General features: G+C 39.5%; 16 protein-coding genes. 12 read left to right on the top strand and 4 right to left on the bottom strand.

Annotation, left to right across the window (positions count from 1 at the left end):
* The first annotated feature begins 289 nt into the window (after positions 1-289).
* Positions 290-1,126, top strand: coding sequence for an aldo/keto reductase (locus IEO70_RS01090; protein WP_190996508.1), 837 nt, complete (start codon positions 290-292; stop codon positions 1,124-1,126).
* A 204-nt stretch (positions 1,127-1,330) separates the two neighbouring features.
* Here the strand turns inward: IEO70_RS01090 and IEO70_RS01085 are convergent, their stop codons facing one another.
* Positions 1,331-2,584: a CapA family protein gene (locus IEO70_RS01085; RefSeq protein WP_190996507.1), complete on the bottom strand. Its 1,254-nt coding sequence runs from the start codon at positions 2,582-2,584 to the stop codon at positions 1,331-1,333.
* 298 nt (positions 2,585-2,882) lie between these two features.
* On the opposite strand from IEO70_RS01085, the gene IEO70_RS01080 reads away from it, so the two are divergent.
* Together IEO70_RS01080 and IEO70_RS01075 are read left to right on the top strand one after the other, a co-directional pair.
* Positions 2,883-3,530 (top strand): 5-bromo-4-chloroindolyl phosphate hydrolysis family protein, encoded by a 648-nt coding sequence (locus IEO70_RS01080; protein ID WP_190996506.1) that lies wholly within the window; start codon positions 2,883-2,885, stop codon positions 3,528-3,530.
* Between the two features lie 14 nt (positions 3,531-3,544).
* Positions 3,545-4,720, top strand: a complete 1,176-nt coding sequence (locus IEO70_RS01075; RefSeq protein WP_190996505.1) for a toxic anion resistance protein — start codon at positions 3,545-3,547, stop codon at positions 4,718-4,720.
* 153 nt (positions 4,721-4,873) lie between these two features.
* On the opposite strand, the gene IEO70_RS01070 is transcribed toward IEO70_RS01075, so the two are convergent.
* Positions 4,874-5,197 carry a winged helix-turn-helix transcriptional regulator gene (locus IEO70_RS01070; RefSeq protein ID WP_190996504.1) on the bottom strand — a complete coding sequence of 108 codons (324 nt, stop codon included), beginning with the start codon at positions 5,195-5,197 and terminating at the stop codon, positions 4,874-4,876.
* Between the two features lie 157 nt (positions 5,198-5,354).
* Here IEO70_RS01070 and IEO70_RS01065 point away from each other — a divergent pair, with 157 nt between their 5' ends.
* The 7 genes from IEO70_RS01065 (at position 5,355) to IEO70_RS01035 (ending at position 11,961) form a co-directional block, all read left to right on the top strand.
* Positions 5,355-6,209: a VOC family protein gene (locus tag IEO70_RS01065; protein ID WP_190996503.1), complete on the top strand. Its 855-nt coding sequence runs from the start codon at positions 5,355-5,357 to the stop codon at positions 6,207-6,209.
* Between the two features lie 21 nt (positions 6,210-6,230).
* Entirely contained in the window at positions 6,231-6,833 is a 603-nt protein-coding gene (locus IEO70_RS01060) for a nitroreductase family protein (RefSeq protein ID WP_190996502.1), read from the top strand.
* A 162-nt stretch (positions 6,834-6,995) separates the two neighbouring features.
* Entirely contained in the window at positions 6,996-7,475 is a 480-nt protein-coding gene (locus IEO70_RS01055) for a DUF1572 family protein (RefSeq protein ID WP_206711454.1), read from the top strand.
* Positions 7,476-7,702: 227 nt separating this feature from the next.
* Complete coding sequence (locus IEO70_RS01050) at positions 7,703-9,265, top strand: sensor histidine kinase (protein WP_190996501.1); 1,563 nt, start codon at positions 7,703-7,705, stop codon at positions 9,263-9,265.
* A 25-nt stretch (positions 9,266-9,290) separates the two neighbouring features.
* Positions 9,291-10,010, top strand: coding sequence for a response regulator transcription factor (locus IEO70_RS01045; RefSeq protein WP_190996500.1), 720 nt, complete (start codon positions 9,291-9,293; stop codon positions 10,008-10,010).
* A gap of 49 nt (positions 10,011-10,059) precedes the next feature.
* Entirely contained in the window at positions 10,060-10,341 is a 282-nt protein-coding gene (locus tag IEO70_RS01040; protein WP_190996499.1) for a phasin family protein, read from the top strand.
* 3 nt (positions 10,342-10,344) lie between these two features.
* On the top strand, positions 10,345-11,961 hold the full coding sequence (locus tag IEO70_RS01035; protein ID WP_190996498.1) for an ABC1 kinase family protein: 1,617 nt from the start codon (positions 10,345-10,347) through the stop codon (positions 11,959-11,961).
* Positions 11,962-12,385: 424 nt separating this feature from the next.
* Here the strand turns inward: IEO70_RS01035 and IEO70_RS01030 are convergent, their stop codons facing one another.
* The gene (locus IEO70_RS01030) at positions 12,386-13,681 is read right to left on the bottom strand and encodes a DUF4179 domain-containing protein (RefSeq protein WP_190996497.1); all 1,296 of its coding nucleotides are present in this window, start codon (positions 13,679-13,681) and stop codon (positions 12,386-12,388) included.
* Complete coding sequence (locus IEO70_RS01025; RefSeq protein WP_190996496.1) at positions 13,681-14,190, bottom strand: RNA polymerase sigma factor; 510 nt, start codon at positions 14,188-14,190, stop codon at positions 13,681-13,683. The genes IEO70_RS01030 and IEO70_RS01025 overlap by 1 nt, the downstream gene beginning before the upstream one ends.
* Positions 14,191-14,426: 236 nt before the next feature.
* Here IEO70_RS01025 and IEO70_RS01020 point away from each other — a divergent pair, with 236 nt between their 5' ends.
* The gene (locus IEO70_RS01020) at positions 14,427-15,350 is read left to right on the top strand and encodes a S66 peptidase family protein (RefSeq protein ID WP_190996495.1); all 924 of its coding nucleotides are present in this window, start codon (positions 14,427-14,429) and stop codon (positions 15,348-15,350) included.
* Positions 15,350-16,240 carry a C40 family peptidase gene (locus IEO70_RS01015; protein WP_235973440.1) on the top strand — a complete coding sequence of 297 codons (891 nt, stop codon included), beginning with the start codon at positions 15,350-15,352 and terminating at the stop codon, positions 16,238-16,240. Before IEO70_RS01020 ends, IEO70_RS01015 begins: the two co-directional genes overlap by 1 nt.
* Positions 16,241-16,325: the final 85 nt, after the last annotated feature.

The raw sequence follows: 16,325 nt of genomic DNA, 5'->3' as shown, positions 1-16,325 counted from the left end.
AAACTGCAAAGCTTGTAGCTTCCTTTTTCGGTTTCGTGTTTATTGAACGTATTATATGGGAAACGGTACATTAAAGCGAGCCACTAGAATGTGGGGAATTATTTCCCTTTCAAAATTAGAAGTCAAGCTGCATCGGCCAGCCCCTCGAGGTCATAAGCCATCTCTATCCGGAAATCAAAACCGGATTTCCTACTGAGAGCTGCCTTATGCTGGTCGGAGGCTCTCAGGACGAGAGTTACAGCGACGAAGACTTGCGGGACGATTCCGCATTTCAATAGGAGGAGATTTCATGATCAAAAGCTTGCAGGATACATTTACATTACATAATGGCGTGAAGATGCCCGGCTTCGGATTGGGTGTTTATAAAACAGCAGACGGTGAAGAAGTCATAAATGCGATTAAATATGCGGTGAAAGCTGGTTATCGTGCAATTGACACTGCAGCTTTATATTTTAATGAAGATGGTGTAGGCGAGGGAATTAAGCAATGCGGACTGCCTCGTGAGGAAATATTCGTGACAACAAAAGTATGGAACAGCGACCAAGGATATGATGCTACTTTGGCAGCCTTCGAAAAAAGCAGAAAGAAACTCGATGTCGATTATGTGGACTTATACTTGATTCACTGGCCGGTGAAGGAAAAGTATAAAGAAACATGGCGGGCAATGGAGGAGCTATACCGAAGCGGCAAAGTACGTGCAATCGGTGTCAGCAACTTTCATCAGCATCATCTTGAAGATTTAATGACTACAGCTAAAATTAAGCCGATGGTCAATCAAATTGAATTGCACCCGATGCTATCCCAAGTAGGACTGCGTGACTATTGCCATTCGCAAAATATTGCCGTGACAGCGTGGAGTCCGCTTGCGAAGGGACGCTTAATGGAGGATCCCGTTCTGGTTGAGATTGCGAAGAGACACAATAAGACTGTCGCACAGGTAATATTGCGCTGGCATGTTCAAAATGGTGTCATCGTGATACCGAAATCTACGCATGAGCATCGCATTGTTGAAAATGCCGACATTTTTGACTTTACTCTGGATGAAGCTGATATGAAAGCAATTAATGCTTTAAATATAAATGAACGATTAGGTCAAAATCCGGATAATTTTCATTTTGACTTTTAATAAAAGAAGAAGCGCACCTTTACTGGCTGCGCTTCTTTTTAAAAAAGTATTATTTTTGAACGATGATGGCTGTCCAACCTTATACCTGCCATGTTGAGACCTACTGGATGTAGGTCATATCGGTGAAGACGCTGCGTCCTGTAGCAACGTCGTTGTGACTCTCGTCCTGAGAGCCTCAGTTCATACGGTGTGCTTGCGCTTTCGTTATTCAATCACATATTCCTGCTGCAGTTCAATCAATGGCAAATCCCGTTTTAAAAATATTTGTCCAGTTTCTTGATGGACTCTTTTAATCCGTTCGATGTCCCCTCCGCTAAGGCTGTATTTTTCGCTTGCTGAGTTGAGGTCTGAGAGTATATCATACACCGGCAAGACACGAATGTTGTACTGACCGGAGAGGTTGCGGTATTGGACCCACGTAGGTGTGTATGTAACATTTGTCAGTTCCGTCTCTTCGCCTTCCACCTTTTTAAAATCAAAATGAAGCATGACTCCAGCTTCGCGTGGTTCTGTTCGTTGGCTCGAGATAAAATTACCTAATGAATATGCGACAAAAACTTTTTTCTGCAAACCATTTTCATCAATAATATATTTATATTCTACCGGCTGCAAGACGTGAGGATGGCTGGCCAGTACGATATCAGCGCCTTCTGCGAACATAAGATTTGCCCATTTGACAAACTGTTCATCAGGAATAAGCTGATACTCATTTCCCATGTGAGGCAAAGCGATAATGACATCCGGATTTAAACTTTTCGCTTCTTTAAGTTCTCGTTTTACAACTTCTTCTGCTAATAGATTAATAGAATAGTCTTTGTCTTCCGGTACAGGGATGCCGTTTGTACCATACGTAAATGACACAATTGCGAAGGTGATATTATTTACTTCTGTTAAGTATACTTCGTTTTGTGCTTCTGCTGAGGAGAATGTGCCCGTATGGCCGATTCCGAGTCCATCAAGCACATTTAATGTTTGCACTAGTCCATCATAGCGGCGGTCGTATGAGTGATTATTGGCGGTTGTGAAAAAGTCGTATCCGGCATCTTTCAATGCTTGGGCAAAACTATCGGGAGTATTGAATTCAGGATATCCGGTGTAACCTCTTGTCCCAACGCCGGCAAGCGTTGTTTCCAAATTGCCAATTGTGAAATCTGCTCTTGATAAAAGCGGTGCGACTTGTTCAAAAGATGACTGAAAATCGTATGTATTCGTTTGGCTATTGTAGGCGGATTTGAGCTGGTCGTCATGCACCATCAAATCGCCTGTGACTGTTATTTTGGCTGTGTATGTTTCTGGTTCAGTGTCCGGCTCGGGCATTGAGTCCAGCTGTTCAAGTGACAGATTGTCATGTTGATTGGAAGTATCTTCTGCAGAGTCTTCTGAGGTCATTAATATGTTGGAGCAAGCAGTGATGACAATTAATAAAGCTAGAAGTAACACGATTTGTACACGTTTCATTAACATCTCTTCCTTCATTGAATAGTATAATTGTATTAAAGTATAAAATCGCATGTATAATTACCATTATATTGAATTTTGTGTAAATAGTAAGTGTTTTTTATGAAAGTATTAGTGAACTTTAAGCCTAGCGTCTTATATGTGAATTCTAGTACAATTGTTATAATATATAGGTGAAGGGTATTAAGAGCTATCGTTACGGTCTGCTTGCAGGGAATCATTGGATGCCCGCGTATGAAACCTTTAAGGAAATTGCTCGTAATACATAACAAGAAGTTGAATTTAGGAGTCGATTGCGATGAAACCTGTTGTTTTATTTTTTATGTTTTTATTGCGGCTTGGCATGGCATCGGCAGTATTTGTCATAGCAGGTCTGATTTTTTTCCTGGCACTAGACTTTTCGGTCCTGCTTTCTGTCATTATCGCGTTAGCTGCTTCGCTTGTTATTTTTTATGGATTGAAGAGCTATACGTATAATAGTCTTGTAAAATCAAGCGGCTTAACACGAAGCGAATATAAATATATTCAGAAACACTTAAGTGAAGCCAAGTTGAAAATAGGGCGTCTGCAAAAGGCGATGTTTTCAGTCCGTAATGTCATCACGATTAAACAAAATTATGAAGTGCTTCAAGTGGCTAAAAAAATACAGTCCATTGTTGAAAAAGAACCGGTCCGCTTCTATAAAGCCGAGGAATTCTACTATTCCCATTTAGAATCGATGGTTGAATTAACAGAGAAGTATGCGTTCTTAACAAAGCAACCTGCGAAAACGCATGAAATAAAAGATTCTTTAAACGAGACAAGGGTGACAATCTCATCAATGGCCGATACTATTAAGAACGACCTGTACAAAATTTTAAATGAAGATATGGAAGATCTTCGGGTAGAATTAGATGTAGCGAAGAATTCAATCGAAAAGAACAAAGATCCGAATAGGAAGTCATAAAAGGAGGAACTTTCATGAGTGAAAATAAGGAACTGAACAAATCAACAGATTTAGATGATTTATTATCCGACCCATTCGGATCAGAAGTATTGGTGAAGCCTGTTCCGCAGGAAGTGCAAACACCATCTGATAAACCGCGTCGTTTATTGGATGTTCTTCCTGAAGAAAACCGCGAAAAAGCGATTCAGCTCGCGAAACAAATTGACCCGACTGATCAGCAAGCGATGATTTTATATGGCACGCAGGCACAATCAAAGCTGATGAATTTTTCCCATGCGATGATTGACCAAGTGCAGAAGAAAGATATCGGCGAAGTCGGAGAAATTTTAAGCGACTTAATGAAGCGTCTGGAAACAATCAAGCCGGATGAGCTTCAAGAAAAACGCGGTTTCGTTTCCCGTCTGTTCGGGAAAGTTTCATCAACGATTCAGGAAACATTGACGAAGTATCAAAAAACAAGCACGCAAATTGACCGCATCAGTGTGCAGCTTACTCATGCGAAGAATACGCTTTTAAAAGATGTCGGTATGCTCGAACAGCTGTATGATAAAAATAAAGATTACTTCCAGGCGCTGAATATTTATATTGCGGCGGCAGAATTGAAGATTGAAGAGATGAATACAAAGATTATTCCTGAATTGAAGGCGAAAGCGGTGGAAACAGGCGATCAGATGGCTGTTCAGGAAGTGAATGATATGATGCAATTTGTCGACCGTTTGGAAAAACGTAAATATGACCTAGAGCTGAGCCGTCAAATTACGATCCAAAGCGCTCCACAAATTCGTTTAATTCAAAACACGAACCAAACGTTAGCAGAAAAAATCCAGTCATCCATTATGACTGCTATTCCGTTATGGAAAAACCAAGTGGCAATAGCTCTAGCATTACTTCGTCAGCAAAGTGCTGTAAATGCGCAAAACCAAGTGGCAAAGACAACAAATGAGCTGCTTCTAAAAAATTCGGAAATGCTGAAAGTCAATACAATTGAAACAGCGAAAGCGAATGAAAGAGGATTGGTTGACTTAGAAACATTGAAGAAAACGCAGGAAAACTTGATTACAGCGCTTGAAGAGACATTGCGCATTCAATCAGAAGGCCGCGTCCAACGTCAGCAAGCACAAACAGAACTTGTTGCGATGGAAGAAGATTTGAAAAATAAATTATTGAATATTGCACCTCCCCAGAACTGATCTTTTTTTAGATCAGTTTTTTTCATACTTTGGCTATTATAAATTTTCACATTGAATATAAGTTAAAACAATAGGCGCCTTATCAGCCGGTTTCAGCTTAATAGACGCCTAATGCTCTTCTTGAATGAAAGTTTGCCGCAGCGGCTAACTTTTTCATTTATTGTCTACTGTTATCCATTCTAAAGCCCATGCTTCAATTTTCTTTAAAACAGGCTCTAAAGCTTGCCCTTTTTCTGTTAAAGAATACTCAATCCGCACCGGCGTCTCCGGATAGACCTCTCGTTTAACGATCCCTTCTTGTTCCAAAGCTTTCAAACGTTCAGAAAGCACGCGACCGCTGATTGGCAGCGAAGATTCAATTTCACTGAAACGCTGAGGACCCGAATGCATCATTTCATAAATAATCAGTCCTGTCCAGCGCTGGCTGATAATCTTCATGGCTTCTTCAAAGCGGGGACATAATTGAAAATCACTCATTTAAATCACCTCTATTACAAGCTATTATACGTCATTCTTACAAAAAATAAAATTATTACTTACAGAAAACTATTTACTTGACGTATGTTATTTATTAAATTATACTAACTTACATAAAGTAACTAAATGTTTGTTCGCAGGAAAAGGGGAATGGGTTATGGGATTTCATCAAAAACCGAATTTATATATTCGCGACGTATCGATTAATGTAATGGATTTGCAAAAATCACTTGATTTTTATAGGGATTTTCTAGGGTTTAAAGTACTAGAAGAAAGCGACCGCTACGCTGCTTTAACAGCTGACGGGAAAACAGCATTAATTAAACTATACCAGCCAGAGGGGGTTTCACCGAAGGAACCACGCAGAACTGGTCTTTATCATTTAGCGATTTTGCTTCCGAGCCGTGAGGAATTGGGGAAAATTCTTTTCCACTTAATCAAGCATAATTACCGTCTTGGCGCTTCTGATCATTTGGTAAGCGAAGCGTTATATTTAAATGACCCGGACGGAAACGGCATCGAAATTTACCGTGACCGCGAAGATACAGAATGGACATGGAATAATCGCGACCAAGTCGAAATGACGACAGACCCGCTTGATGGTGAAGGTGTTTTAGCAGCGGCACAAGGTGCACCTTGGGAAGGCATGCCTGCCGAAACAGTCATGGGACACATCCACTTGCATGTTTCGCATTTGCAGGAAGCAGGTAGATTTTATAAGGATATTCTCGGATATGATGTTGTATGTGAATATGGAGGCCAAGCATTATTCATATCATCCGGCAAATACCATCATCATATCGGCATGAATACATGGAATGGTGCAGGCGCGCCGGCTCCGAGTGAGAATAGTGTCGGTTTGAGGGAATACAGCATCAGCATTCCATCAGAACAATACAAACAAGACATAATTCGCTCTCTTGATTTATCAGAGCTGGCATATAAAGAAGAGAATGGCGTGCTCTATACGAAAGATCCTTCTCAAAACAGAATCGCGCTGCATATAGAATAAAACGGATTAGAGGCGACTAAAATGATAACAAGGGATTTTTACACTGCGATTAAAGAAAGACGTTCGATTTACGGCATTACAAAACAGTCACCGATTTCTGATGAAAAAATTCAAGAGATAATCGAGTTTGCAGTTATGCATGCTCCATCAGCATACAACTCGCAAAATACACGTGCTGTTTTATTGCTTGGCGAACAGAGCGATAAGTTTTGGGATATAACAAAAGAAACTTTGCGTAAAATCGTTTCTGCAGATGCATTTCCTGATACAGAAGCTAAGATGAACATGTTCAAGGCTGGTTACGGTACAGTGCTATTTTTTGAAGATATGGATATTGTTAAAAGCTTGCAAGAGCAATTTCCGTCTTATGCAGATAATTTTCCGGTTTATTCATCGCAAACATTAGGTTCGGTACAATTTATCGTTTGGGCAGCACTTGAAGCAGAAGGTTTCGGAGCAACATTGCAGCACTATCAGCCACTTGTCGATGATGAAGTGAAGAAGGAATGGGATATTCCCGATTACTGGAAACTTGTTGCGCAAATGCCGTTTGGTGTTCCAAGCGCTCCTGCCGGTGAAAAACAATTTGCCCCAATCGAAGACCGGGTAAAAGTATATAGATGATGATGAAGGACTTGCTTTTTGGCAGGTCCTTTTTATAAATAATTGATTAGCTATTAGAGCGCACGTTCGCAAATTCGACATATGTCTTTAATTTTTTAAATATACAAAAAAGGATTTTTCTCCCTGCTTCAAGAATAAAATAGTTAAGAAAGGAGTGTTATCATGATTGGGAATGAATATTTGCGAGTAGTCGGAGAACGTTTTCGTTTAATGAAAAAAACTGCAGAAGAGGCGATGAAGCAAGTGAGCGATAGCGCTCTGTTTTGGACTGACAACAGTGAGTCGAACAGCATTGCGGCAATTGTAAATCATTTGTACGGTCACATGGTTACGAACTGGACAAATTTTCTGGCTGCAGATGGCGAAAAGCCTTTAATCAATCGAAGCAACGAATTCATTCATCATTTTTCCGGACGGCAAGATATGATGAAACATTGGGAACTCGGGTGGAGCAAAATTTTAAATCAGCTAAATCAGCTTACCGGCGACGATTTACTAAAGGGAGTCATAATCCGTAACGAACCTCATTCTGTTATAGAAGCAATCGAAAATCACCTGTATCATTATGCTTACCATGTCGGTCAAATTGTTTATATTTGCAAACACTTTGCTGTCGATAACTGGAAAAGTGTATATGCCTGATACAATGCCTGCTAACCCGATTACTTCTCAAAAAAGTGCTTCATTCAATAAGGTTTTCTTCATAAGTGAAAAAAGCCTTTCTGCATCTATCATTCAAAACAACTAAATAGTACAAAATAAGTAATTGTTATAAAGCAATTGCTTATTTTTTATGTTTCATATAGTAAAAATGGTATAATTTGTTATAATATAATTAGTGGGAATGGATGATGCAGGAGGAAGAGACTATGAAGAAATTCATTATATTTGGTTATGTACTAGGGATTGTATTTGGTCTCTACCTTGTTGATATTTTTTTGAATTTCTCCTTCTTTGTTGAGAATATACATAGTGAAGTGCTATTTTACTCTTCCATTAAGTCATCAAAACTCGATCTGCTGGTCTTTTCTCTGTTCTTTATGGGGATTCTGTTTATTATAAGTGTTTTTCAATCGAATTTTTACATAAAAAAGACAGATGAACGGCTGTCTTTATACTTCAGCATTTATTGCAGAATCGTTTTTATCATAATGGGTGCGACTATATTTCCGTATGGCGATTGGGCGGACGTTCTGAAATTTGTATACATTTTCTCGGCCGTCGGATTTATTGTTTTTCACCATTATTTCCACGCTTATTTAAATAAGAAACCGAATAAATCCTTTACATATGGTATTTGGGTGTTCAGTTTTTTGTCAGTCTTTCTATTTTTTTGGGCAGATATAGCTACTGCTATTCTATTATTCAAGTATATTACCCTTATACAATTATGTTATTTATTTTACGCACTGTATCATTCCTTTTTAAAACTGAAGGAGCGGACCTTGCAATCAAAAGGCAACTTGTTTTGCATTACCGTTTTATTCGTAACTAGCTGGCAGGGTTTTTTGACGGATTTTGATATGATTGAAGGGACAAGCTTCGAGGCAGTAGGAATGTTTTTGTTTTTCACGCTTCATAGCACCTTTAGCTCGGAACGTTTTTTATCCTCATACTCTCAAACTGTTGAAATGAAGAAACTATTACAGGATAAAGTGTTAGAACGGACGAAGGAGCTTGAACAGGCAAATGAAGAAATGCAGCAGATGGAACTTGAAAAGAGGCAAATCGTCTCCAATATATGTCACGATTTATCGAATCCGATTACATCCATTCGTCTCGTATCTAAAGGAATGATAGATGGGATTATCCCAAGCGATGAAAAACAATATTTTATGGAAATGTACAATCAAAGCTGCCTGATGGAGAATTTATTGACGGATCTGCGCCAACTCAACTTGCTTGAGGGGAATCAATTAGGCTTCCAAATGGAAGAAGTAGAATGGTTCGCTTTTATGGAAAAGATTTTTAACAATTATCGTTACAATCTGAATATAGAGCAGCTGTCTTACACCCTTATTAAGGAGAACGACAAAGCGCAACAATTAAAAGTATATATCGACCCGGTCAGAATCGAGCAAGTGTTTCTGAATTTAATTAGTAACTGCGTGAAGTTCACACCGGAAAATGGATCGATTACAGTGAAAGTCGGGGGAGATTTTGAGAAGAATGAAGCCTATTTTATCGTGTCTGATAACGGTATTGGTATTGAGTCTAATCACCTGCCGCAAATATTTAACCGCTTTTACCGGACAGAACCGATAAGAGAAGAAAAGGAAAGCACAGGGCTTGGTTTAAGTATAGTGCGCAACATAATAGAACGGCATGAAGGCAGTATTCAAATTGAAAGCGAACCGAAGCGAGGAACGGATGTTTTTGTACGAATTCCGCTCATGAATAAGACAATCAGTAAGCAATTGAGCTCCGGTTGAAAAAGCGAAGCGAGGAGAAGGGCTTATGTATAAACAAACAATCGCAATAGTCGAGGATGATGCATTAATTGCCAAAATTATCAGCAATTATTTGTTGAAGGAAGGTTATGATGTGATAATTTTTCATAGTGCGGAGGAAGCTTGGGATAAGCTGCGTTATAATCAGCCTTCTTTGTTGCTGTGTGATGTGAATCTTCCGGGAGAAACGGGATTCCAGCTCGTTGAGAGGTATCGAAAGCTCTATCCAGAATCGGCGATTATCTTTTTGACCGGGAACAGTACAATGGAAGAGAAACTGACCGGCTTTCAGGCTGGGGCAGATGATTATATAACAAAACCATTTGTTGTCGAAGAACTGCTTGCGAGAGTAAAGGTACAACTCAGAAAGAGCCGATTGCCGAATGAAAAACAGTTAATAGTCGGAGATTTAAAGATTGATATGCTAAACAAGATTGTGTATAGAAAAGGCGAGGCTGTTGAGCTTTTTGCGAAGGAAAAAAAATTGCTGTTTTTCTTGGCATCTAATTATGGGCGTGTATATAGTGCCGAAAGCTTGCTCGATCATGTGTGGGGCTATGATTCAGATTCGGATCTGAAAACGATTATAGTTCATGTAAGCAATTTGCGCAAAAAGTTGGAGGATAATCCGAAAGTGCCGAAATATATTAAAACAGTCCGAGGCTTCGGTTATAAGCTGTACTATGAAGAACCCGGCAATATGAGCACGTTTAAATCATTCTTTTAGTGGTATAAAGTAATTAAAATAATTGTACTTTACTGGAGGAGGAGCAATCATGGGTTTTAATGATGATATGAAAAAAGTGTTGCTGGCAGGCATTGGGGTAGTCGCAACAACAGTTGAAAAATCACAGGAGATTGTCGATACGTTAATAAAAAAGGGGCAAATAACTGTCGAGCAAGGTAAGGTTCTCAATGAAGAATTAAAAAGAGCTGTTAAAGAAAGACAGCAAAAAGATACTCCTGAACATACAACATCGATTGTTGATCAGCTAGATCAATTGAGTGAGGAGGAAATTGAAGCTGTTAAAAAGAAATTAGCTGAAATGGAGAAATAAACGATGAGAAAGAGGAAGCAGCAAAACAATCATAATCAAGATGAAAAGACAAGTGTCAGATTAAGAGAGATTGTTGAGGTTTTGCGCCGTCACTCCATCATTCATGGCGTAACCCCGGAAAAGCTGCGTCTTATTTTAGAAGATTTAGGCCCTACATATGTTAAAATTGGACAAATTATGAGTATGCGCTCTGATGTGCTGCCGCAAAAATATTGCGATGAGCTTATGAAGTTACGCGCTGATGTAAAACCAATCGAATTTTCAGAAGTGGTGAAGCTTATTGAAAATGAATATGGCACCCCGATTAAAGAGGTTTTTCCTGAGATTGAGGAAAAGCCTCTTGGTTCTGCTTCAATGGCGCAAGTACATGTCGTTAAGTTAAAAGACGGAAGAAAAGCAGTTGCCAAGGTGCAGCGCCCGAACATTGAAGAGACCATGGCACAGGATATTGCTTTAATGAGAAAGGCTGCTAAGCTATTTGAAATCATTGATTTATCCGGGGACGTAATTGACTTTAATTCTGTCATTGAAGAAATGTGGGTTGTTTCCAAACAGGAAATGGACTTCTTGCTAGAAGCGAAAAATTGCCACGAACTTGCCCAATTGAATGCGGATATCGCTTATGTCGCTTTTCCAGAAATTATTGATCCCTTAACGACGGCCAAAATATTGGTAATGGAATATGTTGATGGTATTCAGATAGATCATGTTCAGGAACTGACTGATTTAGGATATGACATGAATGAAATTGGAGAAAAGCTTGCAGAGAACTACATTAAACAAGTGCTGGACGATGGCTTTTTTCATGCCGACCCGCACCCGGGAAACGTATGGATTAGAGACGGGAAAATTGTTTGGCTCGATTTGGGCATGGTCGGCAGATTGAGCAACCATGATCGTCAGTTATTTAAAAATGCGGTTGTAGCGATTGTAAATAATGATATTTTTGAAGTGAAAAATGTGCTGCTCTCACTTGGAACGGTAAAAGGAAAAATTAATCACTCGCTGCTTTATGATGATGTTGAAGAACTGATTACAAAATATGCGAATCTGGAACTCGGGAATATCGACTTGGGTCAGCTGTTTGAAGAATTGCTTGACTTGTGTAATCGCCATAATATCCGGACACCTGCACGTATTACGATGCTTGCCCGCGGTGTTGTCACGATAGAAGGGGTTCTGTCGGCCTGCAGTCCTAATGTCAACTTTATGCAGTTAGCGAAAAGTCATTTGACAGAACATTATATGGAGAATCTTAATTTGGCTTCCGAGTTAAAAAAATCCGGTAAAAACCTCTATACGATGACGAAGAAGGCGATTGATGTTCCCGGTCAGCTTTCTGATTTGCTGAAAATGGCGACAAAGGGACAAATGAAGATGAATTTGGATGTGACTGGGGCCGAAGAGCCGATTAAACAAATCGACCACATGCTCGATAAGCTGATTATCTGTATTATTGCATCATCATTGCTGATTGGTTCGAGCTTAATCAGTACGACTAATATGCGTCCGCAAATATTGGATATACCTCTTTTCGGGATTTTAGGTTTTTTGGGTTCTGCAGTTTTAGGTTGCTGGCTGCTTTTTGGTATTTTGAGAAGATGGCGAAAGGGTAGTTAATTTGAATAAAACAAACCGTTAGGAAAGTGCTTTCTTAGCGGTATTTTTTTGTCATGCAGAGCCTGATTAGGGGCGAACAAAGAACTGGTGATCGGGTTTAGTGTCCTTGGAACGGTAAGCCTGCAAGTAAAATTGGCTTTTTGTTCGATGATGGTGTGGCGTCCGTGGTCGGCTTAATTATTTTCAAAAGTGGAAGAAAAAACTTGGAATGTGGAAGAATTATTTCGAAGGCGGATGAATTATTTCTGAATTGGGAAGAATCGCATGCAAAAGCGGCTTAATTAATTTCAAATTGGGAAGAATTCGCGGATGGTCAATGCCATGAATCATATTTTCAAGACCAAATATTCTTTCGTTCTATTGAAACTCGCTTGATTAGTCCAGGTAGGGGCTTGAAATGGTCCAAACCCCACCTAACAAAGATTCACTTTATTTGAACAACAACTGAGCCGTCTAAATAATTCGGATAAGAATTGATCATGATTTTTACCGGGTTGGCAAAGTTTTGCGTTTTATATATTTCTTCAAAAGATAAGAAATCATCACTATATACATACGAAGATGAGCTTAGATTCAAAGTTAAGTCCTTAGCATCTCTTGCTTCGCCAAACATTCCATGGTGAAAGGTTTGTGAGATATTAGGTATTTCCGCTTTAAAGGAATTATTGGTTATGTTAGAGATGGTGATCGGCAAATTTTTCGGCTGACTGACTACTTCCTTCTTGTCAAAATCTACTCGGATGAAATGCTCGCCTTTTGGCAGTGCTTGTATTCTGTCAATCTTTAAATAAAGCTCCTTTGGTGTCCTGAAATAATTGCTTTGAATGAACACTGTACGAATACCGGAATTACTGCCGAATCCGGTCAATCCGTTTGTAATGGAACCCCATTCTTCACCATTTTCATCTGTTAATTTAATCTCCTCAATGCTTAATAGCTCCATTGTATTCTCATTATGAGGTGATAAAGTAATGGCAGCACGCAAAGGAGAAATCGTCAGTTCGTGCACAATCAACTTTTGTCCGTCAATGTCTACAGTTTGATTAATTGGGTAAGTAATGCTTTTTTTAATTTTCTTTTTTAAAGTGAATGGTATATGGAATGTTGTTTGCTCATCATTATCAATGACCATCCGTAATTCAAAATCAGGTCTGTTAAAGTTTAATGGTTTCTCTGCTGTAATCATAACTCGATCCTCAAAGCTTTTAGTCGGTTCATTAGGGTACCAATTATAATAATACGCGGCTTCTAATTCTTTCCCGCTTTGATATACATTCAAATTTTTCGTGTCCAAATGCTGAATGTCAAAAGGCGCTTCCACTTTATACGAGAGAATCATGCCTGATTCATCTGCAGTGACCCCAAGTAAAGTAACTGAAATATCATCCTCGATAACCGTTATATTTAATTCTTCAAAGTACTCATTTTCAACTATATCTTTCATACCTTTATCCCACTTTATCATTTCAACAATAGTGCTAAGCCCTGGAATAGAGGAAACGGCGTTCGCAAAAGCAGGAGAGACGCGAACTGTTGTGACGAATCCGATTAGAAACAGTGCGGCGACAACAGATAACCAAATATTTCGTCTCCGCTTTTTTTGTTGTGTGTGCGCTCTATGAAAACCAGCTATGATCGCCTCGTCTATTCTTTGCTCAGGAATCGGGGGCTGCTCTAATTGTATCCGCATTTCTTCTAATTGCTGTTCTTCTTTTTTCATCACTTTTCATCTCCCTTCTCGCTTAAAAAGGTCCGCAATTTGGAAAGTGCGTTGTGCACCCGCGATTTAATGGTGCCTTCAGGAACGTTATGTATTGCTGCTAGCTCTTTATTTTTAATATCCATAAAATATTTCATATGAAGCAATTGTTGCTGCTCACTTGATAATGACCGCAATGCTTCTTCTATAATCAATAAATTAGAATCATAGATGGCGATATCATGTTTGCGGTCTCTCTTTATTATAAATTGCTGCTTCTTCTTCAACTCGTCATGGCAGTAGTTCATCATGACCCTAATCAGCCATGTTTTGACGTAAGCAGGTTCTTTTACTTTTTTTATATTTTTATAAGCTCTGAAAGTTACTTCCTGGATAGCTTCAATTGCATCATGTTCATTTTTCAAAAAGCTGAGTGCGGTCCGATACAAGTCTTCTTTATAAGTGTGCATAACAGCTAGGAATGCCTGTTCATCTCCCTCCGTTGCTTTTTTCAATGTATGCAGTTCCATTCCTGCACCTCCAAAACTTTTTCTCTTTATTAATTAGACTTCCAGAAGAACAAATCGTTCATTTAGAATACGAAATATTTCAAAAAAACAATAAGTCGCACAGTTATCATACATACAGATAACAAAATAAGTAAATAAGATACTGGCATAATTAAAAGAATTAGCCAGTATTTTTAAAGAAAGCCGTTTATTTACGAGCAAGTCGAGCTAGCATCATAAAAATAGGAGGATAAATTATGTTGACAAAACCTGAAAGACTGCAAAAAGGAGATTGTGTCGGAGTCATAGCGCCGGGCAGTCCGACGAACCGGGAGAATTTAGAAAAGGGCATTGCTTTTTTGGAGTCGCTTGGTTTGCGGGTGAAAATAGGGAGAAATATATATCACCGGTACGGTTACTTGGCTGGGGCAGACGAAGAACGCCTAACCGACCTAAATGAAATGTTTGCTGACCCAGTGGTTAAAGCGATTTTTTGCTCGAATGGTGGATATGGCACAGCGAGAATCGCAGCGGATCTTGACTATGATTTAATACGCAGGAACCCGAAAATATTTTGGGGCTACAGTGATATTACATTTTTGCACACCAGCATTCGTCAAAAGAGCGGGTTAGTGACGTTTCACGGTCCAATGCTGTCATCGGATGTAGGAAAAGACACATGGAGTGACGTCTCAGCGTCTTCTTTCAGACAGCTCTTCAATAATGAGAATGTTGTTTATGATGAACACATTGCACCGATTGAGGCGCCGGTGGTCGGAAGAGCATCTGGGGAATTCGTGGGCGGTAACTTGTGCTTGCTTGTAACGACTCTCGGCACACCTTATGAAATTGAAACGAAGGATAAAATTTTATTTATAGAAGATATTCATGAAGAGCCTCGTTCTGTTGATCGAATGCTGAACCAATTATGGTTGGCTGGCAAGCTTCAGCATATAGCAGGATTGGCTGTTGGCGACTTCAATGATTGTGAACCGGAGGAAGGGAAGCCGACTTTATCATTGGACGAAGTGCTTAGTTATTATATAAAGCGGATTAATCGGCCGACATTAACCGGTTTGAAAATCGGCCATTGCCAGCCGCATATTGCGGTGCCTCTAGGAACGAGGGCAGTCCTTAACGCAAATCAAAAACAGCTGCATATTGAAAGCGGTATAAGTTGATGAAGAAAGTAATAAACGTTCCTGTTGCAACAGTTTGGACAAAACCTGACGACGCTAGGAACTGCGATCAAGCTGCTTTGACTGCTAAGCCTGATGTTGAATCTTGGCTGAATAAAATGACGGATGAGAAGAGAATCGATTTATATAATCGCAATCTTGTGCAAACGCAAGTACTTTACGGTGAAGAGGTCATTGTGACAGAAGATCAGGGTGAGTGGTCTGCTGTTTTTATTCCTAGTCAGGCGTCCTGTAAAAATAGTTATGGGTATCCTGGCTTTATTCATTCTGCTCAGCTTATTGAGAAACAGAAAAAATCGTCTGACAATCGGAATTTGGCTATAGTGAACGTTCATAAAGCAGAACTTGTTACAGAAAAAGTCAGACTGTTTTTGTCTTTCGGGACAATTTTGGCAGTGGACAAAATTGCGGGCGAAATTGTTTATGTTGAAACCCCTGCGGGAAAAGGATATATCGATTTAGAAAATGTAAAACTGAATGATGGACTGAAAGGTGATGGTGCAAGTTTATTAGAGTTGGGAAAACGATTTCTCGGACTCCCATATTTATGGGGAGGCAACAGCAGTTTCGGCTATGACTGTTCAGGTTTTGTTTATAGCATGTGCCGAGCGAACGGCTATTTAATTCCGCGCGATGCGGGCGATCAGTCAAAGTTTGGCACCGGGATTAATCTGACGGAAATCAAGCCGGGCGACGCTTTATTTTTTGCGCATAATGAAGGGAGCGGTGCAATTCATCATGTTGGTTTGTATGTTGGAGAGGGAGAAATGTTGCATTCTCCATGTACTGGAAAAGCAATAGAAATATTGAAGCTGCAAGGCACAATTTACGAAAAAGAACTTTGCGTTGCAAGGAGATACGCAGTTAAATAGACTGAGGGCTATACGCTTTAAGGGGAAATTATAGTAACAAAGTGAATTGCATAAACGTTATGAACATTTTGAGAGAAGTGTTACA

The sequence above is a fragment of the Peribacillus faecalis genome (genome assembly GCF_014712675.1).
In the GTDB taxonomy this organism is placed as follows: Bacteria; Bacillota; Bacilli; order Bacillales; family DSM-1321; genus Bacillus_AD; species Bacillus_AD faecalis.
This window is presented reverse-complemented; position numbering and strand designations above follow the sequence as displayed.